Annotated in this window: 16 protein-coding genes; 10 read left to right on the top strand and 6 right to left on the bottom strand. The window is 73.2% G+C overall.

The genetic code is table 11. From position 1 onward, the window contains the following. Nucleotides 1-380 precede the first annotated feature (380 nt). Complete coding sequence (glnII, locus tag OHA81_RS09990; protein ID WP_329194737.1) at nucleotides 381-1400, bottom strand: glutamine synthetase; 1020 nt, start codon at nucleotides 1398-1400, stop codon at nucleotides 381-383. Nucleotides 1401-1611: 211 nt separating this feature from the next. Here glnII and OHA81_RS09985 point away from each other — a divergent pair, with 211 nt between their 5' ends. Beyond that, nucleotides 1612-2544, top strand: a complete 933-nt coding sequence (locus OHA81_RS09985; RefSeq protein ID WP_329202143.1) for a Gfo/Idh/MocA family protein — start codon at nucleotides 1612-1614, stop codon at nucleotides 2542-2544. 90 nt (nucleotides 2545-2634) lie between these two features. Here OHA81_RS09985 and OHA81_RS09980 read toward each other — a convergent pair whose 3' ends face one another. Together OHA81_RS09980 and OHA81_RS09975 are read right to left on the bottom strand one after the other, a co-directional pair. After that, nucleotides 2635-3150, bottom strand: a complete 516-nt coding sequence (locus OHA81_RS09980) for a hypothetical protein (protein ID WP_329194735.1) — start codon at nucleotides 3148-3150, stop codon at nucleotides 2635-2637. Nucleotides 3151-3251: 101 nt separating this feature from the next. Continuing rightward, nucleotides 3252-3620 carry an ArsC/Spx/MgsR family protein gene (locus OHA81_RS09975; RefSeq protein ID WP_329194733.1) on the bottom strand — a complete coding sequence of 123 codons (369 nt, stop codon included), beginning with the start codon at nucleotides 3618-3620 and terminating at the stop codon, nucleotides 3252-3254. A 143-nt stretch (nucleotides 3621-3763) separates the two neighbouring features. On the opposite strand from OHA81_RS09975, the gene OHA81_RS09970 reads away from it, so the two are divergent. Further along, nucleotides 3764-4018, top strand: a complete 255-nt coding sequence (locus tag OHA81_RS09970; RefSeq protein ID WP_136215518.1) for a hypothetical protein — start codon at nucleotides 3764-3766, stop codon at nucleotides 4016-4018. A gap of 122 nt (nucleotides 4019-4140) precedes the next feature. Here OHA81_RS09970 and OHA81_RS09965 read toward each other — a convergent pair whose 3' ends face one another. Beyond that, the gene (locus OHA81_RS09965; RefSeq protein WP_329194730.1) at nucleotides 4141-5235 is read right to left on the bottom strand and encodes a PP2C family protein-serine/threonine phosphatase; all 1095 of its coding nucleotides are present in this window, start codon (nucleotides 5233-5235) and stop codon (nucleotides 4141-4143) included. Nucleotides 5236-5314: 79 nt separating this feature from the next. On the opposite strand from OHA81_RS09965, the gene OHA81_RS09960 reads away from it, so the two are divergent. The 3 genes from OHA81_RS09960 to OHA81_RS09950 all read left to right on the top strand — a co-directional run bounded on the left by OHA81_RS09960 (nucleotide 5315) and on the right by OHA81_RS09950 (nucleotide 8427). Continuing rightward, a complete protein-coding gene (locus OHA81_RS09960; RefSeq protein WP_329194728.1) occupies nucleotides 5315-6016 on the top strand; it encodes a VIT1/CCC1 transporter family protein in 702 nt (233 codons plus the stop codon). Between the two features lie 42 nt (nucleotides 6017-6058). Next, nucleotides 6059-6958, top strand: a complete 900-nt coding sequence (locus OHA81_RS09955) for a TIGR01777 family oxidoreductase (RefSeq protein WP_329194726.1) — start codon at nucleotides 6059-6061, stop codon at nucleotides 6956-6958. A gap of 203 nt (nucleotides 6959-7161) precedes the next feature. Further along, entirely contained in the window at nucleotides 7162-8427 is a 1266-nt protein-coding gene (locus tag OHA81_RS09950; protein WP_329194724.1) for an FAD-dependent oxidoreductase, read from the top strand. Between the two features lie 62 nt (nucleotides 8428-8489). On the opposite strand, the gene OHA81_RS09945 is transcribed toward OHA81_RS09950, so the two are convergent. Next, nucleotides 8490-9929 carry a regulator gene (locus OHA81_RS09945; protein WP_329194722.1) on the bottom strand — a complete coding sequence of 480 codons (1440 nt, stop codon included), beginning with the start codon at nucleotides 9927-9929 and terminating at the stop codon, nucleotides 8490-8492. 370 nt (nucleotides 9930-10299) lie between these two features. Here OHA81_RS09945 and OHA81_RS09940 point away from each other — a divergent pair, with 370 nt between their 5' ends. The 5 genes from OHA81_RS09940 to OHA81_RS09920 all read left to right on the top strand — a co-directional run bounded on the left by OHA81_RS09940 (nucleotide 10300) and on the right by OHA81_RS09920 (nucleotide 13648). Next, nucleotides 10300-10554 (top strand): hypothetical protein, encoded by a 255-nt coding sequence (locus tag OHA81_RS09940; RefSeq protein ID WP_329194721.1) that lies wholly within the window; start codon nucleotides 10300-10302, stop codon nucleotides 10552-10554. Between the two features lie 75 nt (nucleotides 10555-10629). After that, entirely contained in the window at nucleotides 10630-11427 is a 798-nt protein-coding gene (gene lipB, locus OHA81_RS09935) for a lipoyl(octanoyl) transferase LipB (protein WP_329194720.1), read from the top strand. Between the two features lie 108 nt (nucleotides 11428-11535). Next, nucleotides 11536-12483 (top strand): lipoyl synthase, encoded by a 948-nt coding sequence (lipA, locus tag OHA81_RS09930; protein WP_329194718.1) that lies wholly within the window; start codon nucleotides 11536-11538, stop codon nucleotides 12481-12483. A gap of 258 nt (nucleotides 12484-12741) precedes the next feature. Further along, entirely contained in the window at nucleotides 12742-12939 is a 198-nt protein-coding gene (locus tag OHA81_RS09925; RefSeq protein WP_136215599.1) for an SCO2195 family GlnR-regulated protein, read from the top strand. 10 nt (nucleotides 12940-12949) lie between these two features. Further along, on the top strand, nucleotides 12950-13648 hold the full coding sequence (locus tag OHA81_RS09920) for a DUF4191 domain-containing protein (RefSeq protein ID WP_329194716.1): 699 nt from the start codon (nucleotides 12950-12952) through the stop codon (nucleotides 13646-13648). A 98-nt stretch (nucleotides 13649-13746) separates the two neighbouring features. Here OHA81_RS09920 and OHA81_RS09915 read toward each other — a convergent pair whose 3' ends face one another. Continuing rightward, nucleotides 13747-14214, bottom strand: coding sequence for an RDD family protein (locus OHA81_RS09915; protein ID WP_329194714.1), 468 nt, complete (start codon nucleotides 14212-14214; stop codon nucleotides 13747-13749). Nucleotides 14215-14318 lie beyond the last annotated feature (104 nt).

Below are 14318 nucleotides of genomic sequence, written 5' to 3'. Positions count from 1 at the left end.
CCCGGAGGCTTTAGAGGGCCGGCGCGTTCTCCGCGCGGCAACACACCCGATCGAAGTCGTGGTCCTGACGGGACGGCCAGAACGGCTCCAGGTCGCTGCGACCTGACGGGGTGTGCGGGTGGCTGGCCATGGGCGTCATTCAAGCAGATGTACGGGGCCCGGGGCAGAGCGCGTCTCACTTCGTGGAGCGGTATCTCATATTCCGCCACCGTGCCCTGCCGAGATCCCAACAAACCCGACAAACCTCCGGGCGCCGGATCCGGTCGAGCGGCCTGTTTCCCGTACTCCGTACCGGATGCTGGGCGGATTCGTCCCGGCCACTGACGACGGCGCCCGCCGGACCGGGTGCGGTCGGCGGGCGCTGCGGCGTTCGGGGCCGGTCAGACCAGGCCGTCCTTCTCCAGCCCGGTGCAGCAGGTGTCGGTGATCAGGCGGGTCACCACGTACGGGTCCACGTTCGCGTTCGGGCGGCGGTCCTCGATGTACCCCTTGCCGTCCCTCTCCACCTGCCACGGGATGCGGACCGACGCGCCGCGGTCGGAGACCCCGTAGCTGAACTCGTTCCAGGGGGCGGTCTCGTGCAGACCCGTCAGGCGCTCGTCGATCCCGGCGCCGTAGTTCTTCACGTGGTCCATCGGCTTCGACCCCTCGCCGAGGGCCTCGCACGCCGAGATGATCGCGCGGTAGTCCTCGCGCATGGCCTTCGTGGAGAAGTTGGTGTGCGCGCCCGCACCGTTCCAGTCGCCCTTGACCGGCTTCGGGTTCAGCGTCGCGGAGACGTTGAACTCCTCGGCCGTGCGGTACAGCAGCCAGCGGGCGATCCACAGCTGGTCGGAGACCTCCAGCGGGCCGACCGGGCCGACCTGGAACTCCCACTGGCCCGGCATGACCTCGGCGTTGATGCCGGAGATGCTCAGACCCGCCGCCAGGCAGTGGTCCAGGTGCTTCTCGACGATCTCGCGCCCGAAGATCTCGTCCGAGCCGACGCCGCAGTAGTAGCCGCCCTGGGCGGCCGGGAAGCCGTTGACCGGGAAGCCGAGCGGGCGGGTGCCGTCGAAGAAGGTGTATTCCTGCTCGATGCCGAAGATCGGCTCCTGCCCGGCGAACCGCTCCGCGACCGGGCGCAGCAGGGCGCGGGTGTTCGACTCGTGCGGGGTCATGTCGATGTTCAGGACCTCGCACAGGACGAGGACGCCGGTCCCGCCGCGGATCGGGTCCGGGCAGGAGAAGACCGGCTGCAGCACGCGGTCGGAGGCGTGCCCTTCGGCCTGGTTGGTGCTCGAACCGTCGAAGCCCCAGACCGGCAGCGCCTCCCCGTCGGCGAGGATCCTCGTCTTGGAGCGCAGCTTCGCCGTCGGCTCGGTGCCGTCGATCCAGATGTACTCAGCCTTGTAGCTCACGGGCCCCATCCTTCGGTACGTCGCTCCGGCGCAGACCCCGTCTGTACCGCCCTGCTCGTCGCAGCGTGCCCCCCGGCGATTTCTCTTCCGTTGCCCGTGTGTGAACCCCGTGTTACCGAGGTTCACACCGCAGGTGGGGGTGGCTGTGCGGGTCGGGGACGGGACACCCGTTCGGGTGGGGCAGACTGGTCAGGTGAGCGTTTCGTACGATTTGAACTCGTCCGCCGATCCCGTCCCGCCGGCCGGTGGAGGCCCCCGGCCCCGGGTCGGCCTGCTCGGTACGGGCCCCTGGGCGCACCGCACCCACGCCCCGGCCCTCGCCGCGCACGCCGGGTCCGAGTTCGCCGGAGTCTGGGGCCGGCGCCCCGAAGCGGCGGCCGAGCTGGCCCGCGCGCACGGCGTGAAGGTGTACGAAGACCCCGACGCGCTGTTCGCGGACTGTGACGCGGTGGCCTTCGCCCTGCCGCCCGACGTGCAGGCGCCGCTGGCCGTGCGGGCGGCCGGAGCCGGATGCCACCTGCTGCTCGACAAGCCCGTCGCGACGACGGTGGAGCAGGCCCGCGCCGTCGCGGACGCAGCCGCGCGCGGCGGTGTGGCCTCCGTCGTCTTCCTCACCCTTCGCTTCGCCGAGCCGACGGCGACCTGGGTCGAGGAGCAGGCCGGGCGGAGCGGGTGGTTCACCGCCTCCGCCCACTGGCTCGGCGCGGTCTTCCCGCCCGACGGTGAGCCCAGCCCGTACGCCGACTCCCCCTGGCGCAAGGCCAAGGGCGGCTTGTGGGACGTCGGGCCGCACGCCCTGTCCGTACTGATCCCGGTGCTCGGCGACGTCACCGCCGTTTCCGCCACCCGGGGGACCTCCGACGTGGTCCAACTCGCCCTGCGCCACGCCTCGGGCGCGGTCAGCACGGCCGTGCTCAGCCTGGGCGCGCCGCCTGCCGCCGCGGGAGTCGGCCTCGAGCTGCGCGGTACCGCGGGCGTCTTCGGCCTGCCCGACTGGAGCGACGTGCCCGCCGCGTACGGCCGGGCGCTGGACGCGCTGCTCACCGCGGCCCGGACGAAGGTGCCGGATCCGCGGGACGCGGCCTTCGGGGCCAGGCTGACGGAGATCCTGGCGGAGGCGGAGCACCTGGCGGCCGGAACCTGACGGGCCGCCGCCCGTACGGGGGCGGTCAAGGCCTGACGGGCCGCCGCCGTGCCGGGCTGCTGCGTGACGGGCGGCGGCCCGCGGGCGCGGCTACTTGATGAGGGCGTTGGCCACGATGATCACCACCCCGATCGCGGCGTCCGCCAGGCCGATGATCAGCGCGCTGCGCCGCCGGTAGCCGACCCGCACGGCCGCGAAGGTCCCCCAACCCCACAGCAGCGCGGTGTTCAGGAGGAGCGCGACGCCGGTCACCTCGTACTCGGGCCACCCCGTGAGCCCCGCGAGCAGCAGCAGCGAGACGCTGGGCAACGTGGCCGCCACCATGGGCCATTCCTGCCACATGGCGTCCCACAGACCCGTCCACAGGTGCCCGGGCGAGCCCGGCTGATGGCTGGTCATGTGGTGGGCGTAGCCGTGGGCGAGCGCCGCCGTCAGGGCGGTGACCAGGACCCAGGTGGCGTCGTAGAAGGGCGAGTACTGCTCGCCCGTCCGCTCCAGCGCGGCCAGCAGGCCGCTGGCGAGGAGGGCCCCGTACACCCCGCTGAACGTCCAGGCGGCCCGGCGACGGACCGGCGGGAGGGGGAGTTCCTGCGGTGATGCGGTCACAGTGGTCCTTTATGGCGTATCGGTGCGGTGTGTACTCCTTTGTTCAGATCCAGGGTAGGGGGTCGCGGAGGGGCCCCGGGTGAACGCGACGGGGACGGCCCTCAGCGGCGGGAGAGCGCGTCCCGGACCGCTTCCTCCGAGCGGGCCACCACGGCGGTGCCGTCCTCGGCGGTGATGATGGGGCGCTGGATCAGCTTCGGGTGCGCCGACAGGTGGGCGATCCAGCGCGAGCGCGCCTCCTCGGTCTCCTCGCGCGGCAGTTCCCGTACGCCGGTCTCCTTCGCCAGCGGATCCGAGGTGCGGGTGATGTCCCAGGGCTCCAGGCCGAGACGGTCCAGCACCTCGCGGATCTCGGCCTCGGACGGTACGTCTTCCAGGTAGCGGCGCACGGTGTACTCGGCGCCCTCCGCGTCCAGCAGGGTCAGCGCGCTGCGGCACTTCGAACAGGCGGGGTTGATCCAGATCTCCATGGCGTCCAGCCTAGGCCGTCCCTTTCGGATCCTGCCGGTGGACGGCCTGGCCGGCGGCCGTCTGGCCAGGGGCGATTGTCAGTGGGCCCCAGTAAAATCGAGGGAGCACGACAGGAAGCCAACTACCGTTTGGGAGGCTGTAGATGGCCGCTGCCGCGATCATTTCGATGCCCAAGAAGAAGCCACTGCCGGCCGGGCTGCCGCGCGAGTGGTACGAGAGCCACAACCGCCGTCTCAAGGCGATGCGGCTGGCCATATCCCTGCTCGACACGGGGACGTACGACGCCAAGCGCGCCACCAACCGCAAGATACGGACCATGGCGGTCCGGGTGGGCATCCACCGCCCGTCCAACACCACCTGCCGGATGGTGCGCTCCTTCATCCGCGACGGCGGCTGACGAGCGGGAGGCTGACGGCCGGGCGGCCGGGCGCGTGAGCGGCGGGGCCGGCCGGCCGGGCTCCGGTGGCGCGGGGCAGTCAGGACCCGGACGCGGATCGGGCAAGATCCGGAAGGGACGGCCTAGTCCGGTGGCGCACCGGCCCCCGCCGCCGACAGCACCAGCACGGCCACGTCATCGCGCGGCCCGCCCTCCGTGAAGGCCAGCAGGTCCCGCCACACCGCGCGCGGCAGCCCCTCCGGATCCTTCACCAGTACCGGGACCCGCTGGGCCAGCGGGTAGAAGTGCCCGGCGGCGTCCCGCGCCTCCGTCACCCCGTCGGTGTGCACGAGCAGCCGGTCGCCCGGCAGCAGCGGGACCTCCGTCAGCCCTGTGGGCGCCGGGCCCGCGAGGCCCAGTCCCAGCGGAGGGCCGGGTTCCGCGGCCAGCTCGCTGGCCACGAAGTCCCGGAGCAGCAGCACCGGCGGGTGCCCGCAGGAGACGATCCGCACCACGTCCCGTTCCGGCGGGAACTCCAGCAGTACGGCCGTCGTGAACAGTTCCGGGTGCTCCTCGCCGCCGTTCGAGGCGTCCTGCACCAGCCGCCGGTCCAGCCTGGCCGCGACCGCCTCCAGGCCGGGGTCGTCCAGCACCGCCTCCCGGAAGGCGCCCAGCAGCGCGGCGACGGTCCCGACCGCGGCCAGCCCGTGGCCCTGGACGTCGCCCACCAACGCCCGCACCCCGTAGGGCCCGGCCCGTACGTCGAACAGGTCGCCGCCGACCAGCGTGCCGCGCTGGGCCGCCCGGTAGAGGCCGTCACAGCGCACCCGGCCCACGCGCTCCGGCACGGGGGGCAGCAGCGCCAGTTGCGCCGCCTCGGCGACGGTACGGACGCTGACCAGCTGGGCGTCCCGCCGCCGCCGGACCCAGGCGATGACCACGCTGAGCAGGCCGACGGTGGCCACGGTGGCCAGGTCGGCCCCGCGGGCGTGCCCGACGCCCAGCTGGGGGAAGCCGAGCAGCACCAGCACCACGACCGCGAAGGCGGCCGTCCCGGTGGCCCCGTACGAGAAGGCCGCCACGGCCGGCAGCGCGGCAAGGAAGTAGCCGAGCTCGGCGACGTGGGGGGTCAGCCACTGGACGCAGGTCAGCACCACCAGGGCCACCAGGGGCGCGGCCCGGGCCCAGCGCGGTGGCGGCGCACCCCGCAGCCAGCCGGGCTCCTCGCGTCCGTGCATCACCCCTCCACCCTGGCTCCGGCGACCGCCCCCCGCACGCCGGGTGGCCCCGAACGCGCCGACACCGCACAGTGGCCCCGTGGCGGATGCGGCGGACACGCGCAGCGGGGCGATCAGCACCCGGCTGAACTGGCTGCGGGCGGGGGTGCTGGGCGCCAACGACGGGATCACCTCCACGGCGGGCCTGGTGGTGGGGGTGGCCGGGGCGACGACCGCGCGGGAGACGATCCTGGCGGCGGGGGTGGCCGGGCTGCTGGCCGGGTCCCTGTCGATGGCGGCGGGGGAGTACGTGTCGGTCAGCTCCCAGCGGGACTCCGAGCGGGCCGCGCTGGAGGTGGAGCGGCGGGAACTGGCGCAGGAACCGGACGCCGAGCTGGAGGAACTGACCGAGCTGCTCGCCGGGCGGGGGCTGAGCCGGGAGCTGGCCCGGGAGGCGGCCGAGCAGCTGACGGAGCGGGACGCGCTGCGGGCGCACGCGCGGGTGGAGCTGGGGATCGACCCGGACGAGCTGGTGAACCCCTGGCACGCGGCGTGGGCCAGTCTGATCGCCTTCACGGCGGGGGCGGTGCTGCCGCTGCTCGCGATCGTCCTGCCGGGGTCTTCGGCGCGGGTGCCGGTCACGGTGGCGGCCGTACTGACGGCGCTGACGCTGTGCGGAGCCGTCGGCGCCCGCCTGGGCGGCGCCCCACCGGGCCGCGCCATGCTCCGCAACGTCCTCGGCGGCGCCCTGGCCATGGCCGTCACCTACGCGGTGGGGACCCTCCTGGGCGACACGGCCTGACGCGCCGCGTCCGCCCGCCGACGGGTCCCGCACACTGGGCCCATGCGAATCGCCGTCACCGGATCAAGCGGGCTCATCGGCAGTGCCCTCGTGCGGGACCTCCGGGCCGATGGCCACGAGGTCGTGCGCCTCGTGCGCCGCGCCCCCGCGGGGGACGGGGAGGCCTTGTGGGACCCCGCCCGGGGGTACGTGGACCCGGCCGGGCTCACCGGCTGCGAGGCCGTGGTGCACCTGGCCGGCGCCGGCGTCGGAGACCGCCGGTGGACGGCGGCGTACAAGCGGGAGATCCGCGACAGCCGCGTGCTCGGCACCGCCACGATCGCCCGGGCCGTCGCGGAGTTGGAGCGGCCCCCCGCGGTGCTCGTCAGCGGGAGCGCCGTCGGCTACTACGGCGACACCGCCGACCGCACCGTCGACGAGGACGCCCCGGCCGGAGAGGGGTTCCTGCCCTCGGTGTGCGTGGAGTGGGAGGCCGCCGCCGCGCCCGCCCGGGCCGCCGGGATCCGGACCGTGTTCGCCCGTACCGGCCTCGTGGTCTCCGCACAGGGCGGGGCGTGGGGCAAGCTCTTCCCGGTCTTCCGGGCCGGACTCGGCGGCCGGCTCGGCAACGGCCGCCAGTACTGGTCGCACATCTCGATGCACGACGAGGTCGCCGCCCTGCGCCACCTCATCGACACCCCGGACCTCACCGGTCCCGTCAACCTCACCGCCCCCGAGCCGCTGACGAACCGTGAGGTCACCGCCGCCATGGGCCGCGTCCTGCGCCGACCGGCGGTGTTCGCCGTCCCGGCCCCGGTGATGCGCGTGGTCCTCGGGGAGTTCGCCCAGGACGTGCTGGGCAGTCAGCGGGTGCGCCCCACCCGGCTGCTGGAGTCCGGCTTCGTCTTCCGCCACCCGGGCATCGACGCCTCGATCCGCGCGGCCCTGGCCGGGCAGGACTGAACCGCTTCTTCCGGATCTTGCCCGACGGTGCCGTCCCGGCGGTCCGGGGGAGCGCCGGCCGCCCATGTGCGACCGTTCGTGACCCACATGCGACCGTCATGCGACCGGAGTTGTGCGCAATACCCCACAGGACTTGGGTTCTGCCGTAGCCCGAGTGGGGAAGGAGGACCCCACACAGCCGCGCCGACCTCGGGGAGGGGCACGTGCTCAGCAGCGCACACCATGCGGACGTCGTCATCGTAGGAGCCGGAGTCTCAGGACTCGCGGCCGCACACCACCTGATCGCCCAGGGGGTCACCGTCACCGTGCTGGAGTCCGCCGACGACCCCGGCGGCCGCATGGCCACCGAGTCGGCCGACGGATTCCGGCTCGACCGGGTCGGTCAGCTCCTGAACACCTCGTACACCGAACCCGCCCGCACCCCGGGCCTGGAGGCCCTCACCCTGCGCACCTTCGCGCCCGGCGTCCTGGTCCACGGCGCCGACGGAAGGCAACAGCGCGCCGGCGCCCTCACCCCTGCCCGCGCCCTGGCCAGCGGCTCCCTCGACCAGGCCCGGCTCAGCGCCGCCCTCGCCCGGCTCGCCGCCCAGCCCGAGGAACGCCTGCTCGCCCGGCCGGAGCGCACCGCCCTCGCCGCCCTCACCTCGCGCGGCCTGCCCCCGCGCACCCTGAGCGGCGTACTGCGCCCGCTCCTGGCCACCTTGCTGCGCGACCCGGAGCTCACCACCTCCAGCCGTGTCGCCGACCTCGCCCTGCGCGGGTTCGCCCGGGGCCGGCTGGCCGTCCCCGAGGGCGGCGCGGCTTCCCTGCCCGCCCTGCTCGCCGCCGGCCTGCCGCCCGGCACCGTGCGCACCGGGGTCCGCGTCCGCTCGGTGGCGACCAACCTGGTCACCACCGACGGGCACGGCGACTTCGGCTGCCGTTCCGCCGTCCTCGCCACCGGTGCCCGGGCCGCCGCCGGGCTGCTGCCCGGACTGCGCGTGCCCGACTTCCACGAAGTCACCGTCCTGCACCACGCGACGGCCGCCGTCCTGCCGTGGGACGGCTCGCTGCTCCTGGACGCCGACCCGAAGTGGCCCGTCGCCCACACCACGGTGATGAGCGCGGTCGACCCGACGCGGGCCCCGGCCGGGCGCAGCCTGGTCACCACCACCGTGCACGGACCGCCGCCGCCCCTGCGGACGGTCGCCTCCCGGCTGGCCCGGCTCTACGAGACCTCCACCCGGGACTGGGAGCTGCTCGCCGTCCACCACACCCCGGAGGCGGTGCCCGCCATGCCGCCGCCGTACGACATGCGGCGCCCGGTGCGGGTACTGGCCGGGCTGTACGTGTGCGGGGACCACCGGGACTCCAACACCGTCCAGGGCGCCCTGCACTCCGCCCGCCGCGCCGCGGCCGCCGTCCTGCGCGACTTCGGCATCCCGGTGCCGGCCGCCACCGGGAGGAGCCCGATGCGGGTGGCGGCCTGAAACCACCGCCGCCCGCTGAGGGCGGCGGCCCGGGAACCACCGGCTCCCGGCCGGGCCGCGGCTCACGCCATCGCCGCGACCCGGTCCCGGTAGGTCCGCACCGCCGGGGCGTCCCGGTACGGCTCCAGCCGCCGCTCGAAGTCCCGGACGTACTCCACCGCGCGCACCGAGCGCATCTCCATCGCCTGCTGCGCCGCCTCCGCGCCGAGCGCGCACGCCTGGTCCAGCTCCCCCAGCCCCAGCCGGGCCGTGGCCAGCACCACCCGGCAGAACAACCGCGAACGCGCGTACGCGGGAGCCCGCATCTGGAGCGAGCGCTCGGCGTGCTGCGCCGAGGCCCGGTACTGCTGGAGGTCCCGGTGGCAGTGCCCGAACTCGTCGGCGAGCTGCGCCTCGTCGTAGTCCCGCGCCCAGTGCGGCACGTCGTCCCCCGGGCGGGCCGCGCCCAGCGCCCGCTCGGCCCGCACCAGTGAGGCCGTCGAGGCGCGGACCTCCCCCAGTACGGCGTGCCCGCGCGCCTCCGCCGAGTGCAGCAGCGCCTGCACCACCGGCGGCGCCCCCGAGCCCACGCCCTGCTGGGCGACCCGGGCCAGCTGCACCGCCTCCCGGCCGTGGCCCAGGTAGACCGCCTGCCGGCTCATGGTGACCAGCACGTACGACCCGTACGGCCGGTCCCCGGCGGCCTGCGCGAGACGCAGTGCCTGCACGAAGTACCGCTGGGCCAGACCGTGGGCGGCGATGTCGTACGAGGTCCAGCCCGCGAGCCGGGTCAGGTCGGCGGCGGCGGAGAACAGCCGGCGCCCGGTGGTCTCCCCGTAGGTCCCGCGGAGCATCGGCTCGGCCTCGTGTTCCAGGTACCGCACCAGGGCCTGGCGGGCGTGCCCGCCGCCGTAGGCGTGGTCCAGGGCCCGGAACAGCTCGCTCACCGACCGCAGCGCCGCGATGTCACCACCCGTCACCCGCTGCCCGGGACCGCGGTCGATCTGCCGCTGCCGGGGCACCGACGTACGGCCCTGCATCGGGACGCGGGCGGCGGCGGCCTCCGCGCCCCGCCCGACCCGCTCGTCGGCGCGGCCGATCAGCCAGTCCCGGCTGGGGACGACCAGCCCGGCCGGGGTGAAGGCGATCTTGCGGAGTTCGGCGTGGGACCCGGAGTCCTTGCGCCACAGCCCGCTCGCGATGTCCACGGCCTCCTCGGGGGTGGCGGCGAACTCCAGCCCCGCGTAGACGGGTGCGCACGCGTCCAGCCCCAGGTCCTGCGCCGACAGCCGCCGCCCCAGGCGCCGGGTGAAGACCTCCGCGATCAGCGCCGGGGTGGTACCGCGTGGCTGCTGCCCGCGCAGCCAGCGGGTCACGGAGGTCTTGTCGTACCGCAGGTCGAGACCGTGCTCCAGGCCTAGCTGGTCGACGCGGCGGGCGAGCCCGGCGTTGGAGAACCCGGCTTCGGCGATCAGCGCCGCGAGCTGCCGGTTGGGGACACGCTGGGCAGGTCGTTCCGTCATCGGCTCCACGGTTCCTGACGTGACGGACCGGAGTCACCGGCCCTGTGAACGGCGTGAATGTAGCGGCGAACTCCGCCCGTACCGCCCGCTCTGTCCCACAGTCATCCGATCGTGTGCAGAACGATCCCGGGGGTGGACAAACCCACGTGACCAGGAGGTATCCAAGCAGCCCATATGACCTGACAGCCGGTGTCGGCCCCGGTCGCCGAGGCGTCGCCGTGCGCCGCGCGGCGGCCCACGGGTGCGTGCGCCGGCTTTAGCATCCCGTCGCGGTTTCGCGTGCAGGTCAGGGCCCCGTCCACCCCTTCGTGTGTACGAACGGGACGACCCTTTACGGATCGGACCACTGCGCCCGCATAGGCTGCCGGACATGACCCGCCGTACCACCGGGGCGCCGTTCCGCGGAGACTGCGCAGAATCCGCCGCCCCGCTGCCCGCGCCCGAGCTGACCGAGGCCGAGTGCCGGCGGTGCGGTACGTACATCGCCGGACTCGACGGGCGGTACGCCTGCGGGGTGTGCGGCTGGGTCAACGACCACTCCGAGGGGCACCGGCGGCTGCCGCGCGCCGACGAGGACCCGGACCGGCCGCCCAAGAGCAGGCGGCGGCCGAAGCCGGGGCCCTGAGGGGCCGCGCCGGGACCGCCGTACTCTTGCTGGTGCGATACGTGCACACAGCAGGTTCAACGAGGAGGCGCTGCGGTGACTGACCTTCGGTTTGTCCATCTGGGCTTCGGGCCGGACTACGTCGAGTACACCGAGGCCTGGGAAGAGCAGCGCCGCGTCCACGCCGCCCGCTTCGCGGACGAGATCGACGACACCTGCCTGCTGCTGGAACACCGGCCCGTCTACACCGCCGGCCGGCGCACCGACGAGGGCGAGCGGCCCCTGGACGGCACGCCCGTGGTCGACGTGGACCGCGGCGGGAAGATCACCTGGCACGGCCCGGGCCAGCTGGTCGGCTACCCGATCATGAAGCTGCCCCGGCCGGTCGACGTCGTGGCCCACGTCCGCCGCCTGGAGGACGCGCTGATCCGTACCGCCGCCGACTTCGGCCTGGAGACCACCCGGGTGGAAGGCCGCAGCGGCGTGTGGGTGCTCGGCGACCCCGTCGAGCAGCGCCCGAAGATCGGCGGCCTCTCCCTCGACTTCGACCCGCGCCTGCACGACGAGGAGTTCGACCCGCGGCTGAACGGCCCCGAGTACGCCCCCTCCAACGCCGGCCAGCGGCGTGAGGACCGCAAGCTCGCGGCCATCGGCATCCGGGTCGCCAAGGGCGTCACCATGCACGGCTTCGCACTCAACGTGAACCCGGACAGCACCTGGTTCGACCGGATCATCCCCTGCGGAATCAGGGACGCCGGTGTGACCTCGCTCTCGTACGAACTGGGCCGGGAGATCGCCGTCACCGAGGTGCTCCCGGTCGTGGAACGCCACCTCAAGGACGTACTGGAGCAGGCGGAGCTCAAGCCCAGGGAGCGAGAGACGGCCGCCGGCTGACGCTCGGGAATGGGTCGGGCGGCCCCCGGGTTGCCGGACGTAAGAGCGTACGAAATTACGGGCGTACCCTGGTGGGCGCCGAAGAATCGAAGTCACAGGGAGCCGGTCGTGTCCGCAGTCGCACCCGACGGACGCAAGATGCTGCGCCTGGAGGTCCGTAACAGCCAGACCCCCATCGAGCGCAAGCCCGAGTGGATCAAGACCCGGGCGAAGATGGGTCCCGAGTACACCAAGATGCAGGCCCTGGTGAAGGGCGAAGGACTGCACACGGTCTGCCAGGAAGCCGGCTGTCCCAACATCTACGAATGCTGGGAGGACCGCGAGGCCACCTTCCTCATCGGTGGCGACCAGTGCACCCGGCGCTGTGACTTCTGCCAGATCGACACCGGCAAGCCCGAGGCCCTCGATCGCGACGAGCCGCGCCGCGTCGGCGAGTCCGTCGTCACGATGGACCTGAACTACGCCACGATCACCGGCGTCGCCCGCGACGACCTGGCCGACGGCGGCGCGTGGCTGTACGCCGAGACCGTGCGCCAGATCCACGAGCAGACGGCGGGCCGCGAGGGCGGCCACACCAAGGTCGAGCTGCTGGCCCCCGACTTCAACGCGGTGCCGGAGCTGCTCGAGGAGGTCTTCGCCTCCCGCCCCGAGGTCTTCGCGCACAACGTCGAGACGGTGCCGCGGATCTTCAAGCGGATCCGCCCGGGCTTCCGCTACGAGCGCTCGCTCGACGTGATCACCCAGGCGCGCGCCTACGGCCTGGTCACCAAGTCGAACCTGATCCTGGGCATGGGCGAGGAGCGCGAGGAAGTCACGCAGGCGCTCAAGGACCTCCACGAGGCGGGCTGCGAGCTCATCACCATCACCCAGTACCTGCGGCCGTCGCCGCGCCACCACCCCGTCGAGCGCTGGGTGAAGCCGGCGGAGTTCGTGGAGCTGGCGAAGGAGGCCGAGGAGATCGGCTTCTCCGGCGTGATGTCCGGCCCGCTGGTCAGGTCGTCGTACAGGGCAGGACGCCTCTACGGCCAGGCGATGCAGAAGCGTGCGAACGCCTGACGGCCGACCGTGTGAAGTCCCGCACAAATAGCTACCAACCGGTAACCCCGCAGTGGCGCGGCCCCTAGGCTCTTCAGCAGAGCCCGGCGGGCCGCGTCGGCTTGTACAACGTGTCGGTCACATTTGACCGGCCGGTCATGCCCTGGTAACACCGTTCAGTGACGCTTGGTCCACGCACCGCACACACCTACGCACGCCGTCTCCACCCGTGAGCACCGTCCCGTGAGCACTGTGAGCACCGTGAAAGGGATCGACATCATGCAGGCCGCGCCCGTACGCGCCATCGCCATCCCGACCTTCTCCGACGCCTTCCGCGGCATCGAGTCGCTGCTGATGAGCGGCGCCCGCCGCAACGCGTGGACCGCCGTCCTCGAAGACCGCCGCAGGGCCAAGGACCGCGTCGAGACCGAGCACGTACTGGAGGCCGCGGCGACCCGGACCCCGCAGGCCACGTAAACTTCGCCTTATGGCGAGGAAGTCAAACGCAGAGACTGCTGCGAACCCCGGGCGACTGAAGCAGATCGCCCTGACGTACAAGATGACGCGCAAGGCCGACCCGAAGGTCGGTCTGATCGTCGCGGGCGTGGGAATCGTCACCTTCGGTGTCTTTCTCGCGATCGGCTTCCTGATCGACCACCCGGTCTACCTGGGCATCCTGGGCTTCCTGGTGGCGTTCCTCGCGATGGCGATCGTCTTCGGGCGACGGGCCGAGCGGGCTGCCTTCGGGCAGATGGAGGGACAGCCGGGCGCGGCCGCGGCCGTACTGGACAACGTGGGACGGGGCTGGACGACCACCCCGGCCGTCGCGATGAACCGCAGCCAGGACATCGTCCACCGGGCCGTCGGCAAGGCCGGTGTGGTGCTGATCGCCGAGGGCAACCCGAACCGGGTCAAGAGCCTGCTCGCGGCCGAGCGGAGGAAGATGGCCCGGATCCTGCCCGACGTCCCGGTCCACGACTTCATCGTCGGTACCGGTGAGGGCGAGGTGCCGCTCAAGAAGGTCCGTACGACGCTGCTCAAGCTCCCGCGCGTCCTGACCGGCCCGCAGATCACCCAGGTCAACGACCGCCTGCGGGCCATGGGCGACCTGATGAGCAACATGCCGGTGCCGAAGGGCCCCATGCCCAAGGGCATGCGCATGCCGCGCGGCGGAAAGATGCGCTGAGCGCGGTCCTTCCCGCACGCGAAGTGGGGCGCCCCCCGAACCGGTCGGTTCGGGGGGCGCCCCACTGTCGTTCCGGCGCCGCTTCGTATGCGATCCGCTTACATGCGCACCTGGACGGCGCGGGAGAGGCGGTCGTGGAGGCCCCGGCCGTCGCGGTCCCAGACCAGGGCCGGGATGACGAGGGCCAGCAGGACCGTGCGGAGCAGGACGCGCAGGACGCCGAGGCGGCCGCCGTCCTCCGCGGTCACCCGGAGGCCGAGGATCCGCTTGCCGGGGGTGAAGCCCACGGTGGCGACCGTCAGGAACGACAGGGTCACGAAGAGGGCGAGGGTCCAGTTGCGGGTGGCGGCCATGTCGCCGTGGGTGATCAGCCCGTAGGCGATCAGCTGGCAGCCGACCCAGTCGATGGCCACGGCGCCGAGCCGGCGTCCGAAACGGGCCACCGAGCCGGGCCCCGACCGGGGCAGGCCGAGGCGCTGGCCGCGGTAGCCGAAGTCGACGCCCATCTCCTCGGCGGCCGCGCGGGGGCCGGAGAGCCAGGATCCGATTGCTTGCCTGTTGTCCACTCGACCACGGTACCGGTGGCGCTCCATGCGACCTGGACGGGGCCCTGGTTAACTTGTGCGAAACAAATGGGTCATGCTTGAGAAATCCCGTGTGCTTATGGTCG

Origin of the sequence: Streptomyces sp. NBC_00667, from assembly GCF_036226825.1 — a bacterium.
Lineage (GTDB): Bacteria > Actinomycetota > Actinomycetes > Streptomycetales > Streptomycetaceae > Streptomyces.
This window is presented reverse-complemented; position numbering and strand designations above follow the sequence as displayed.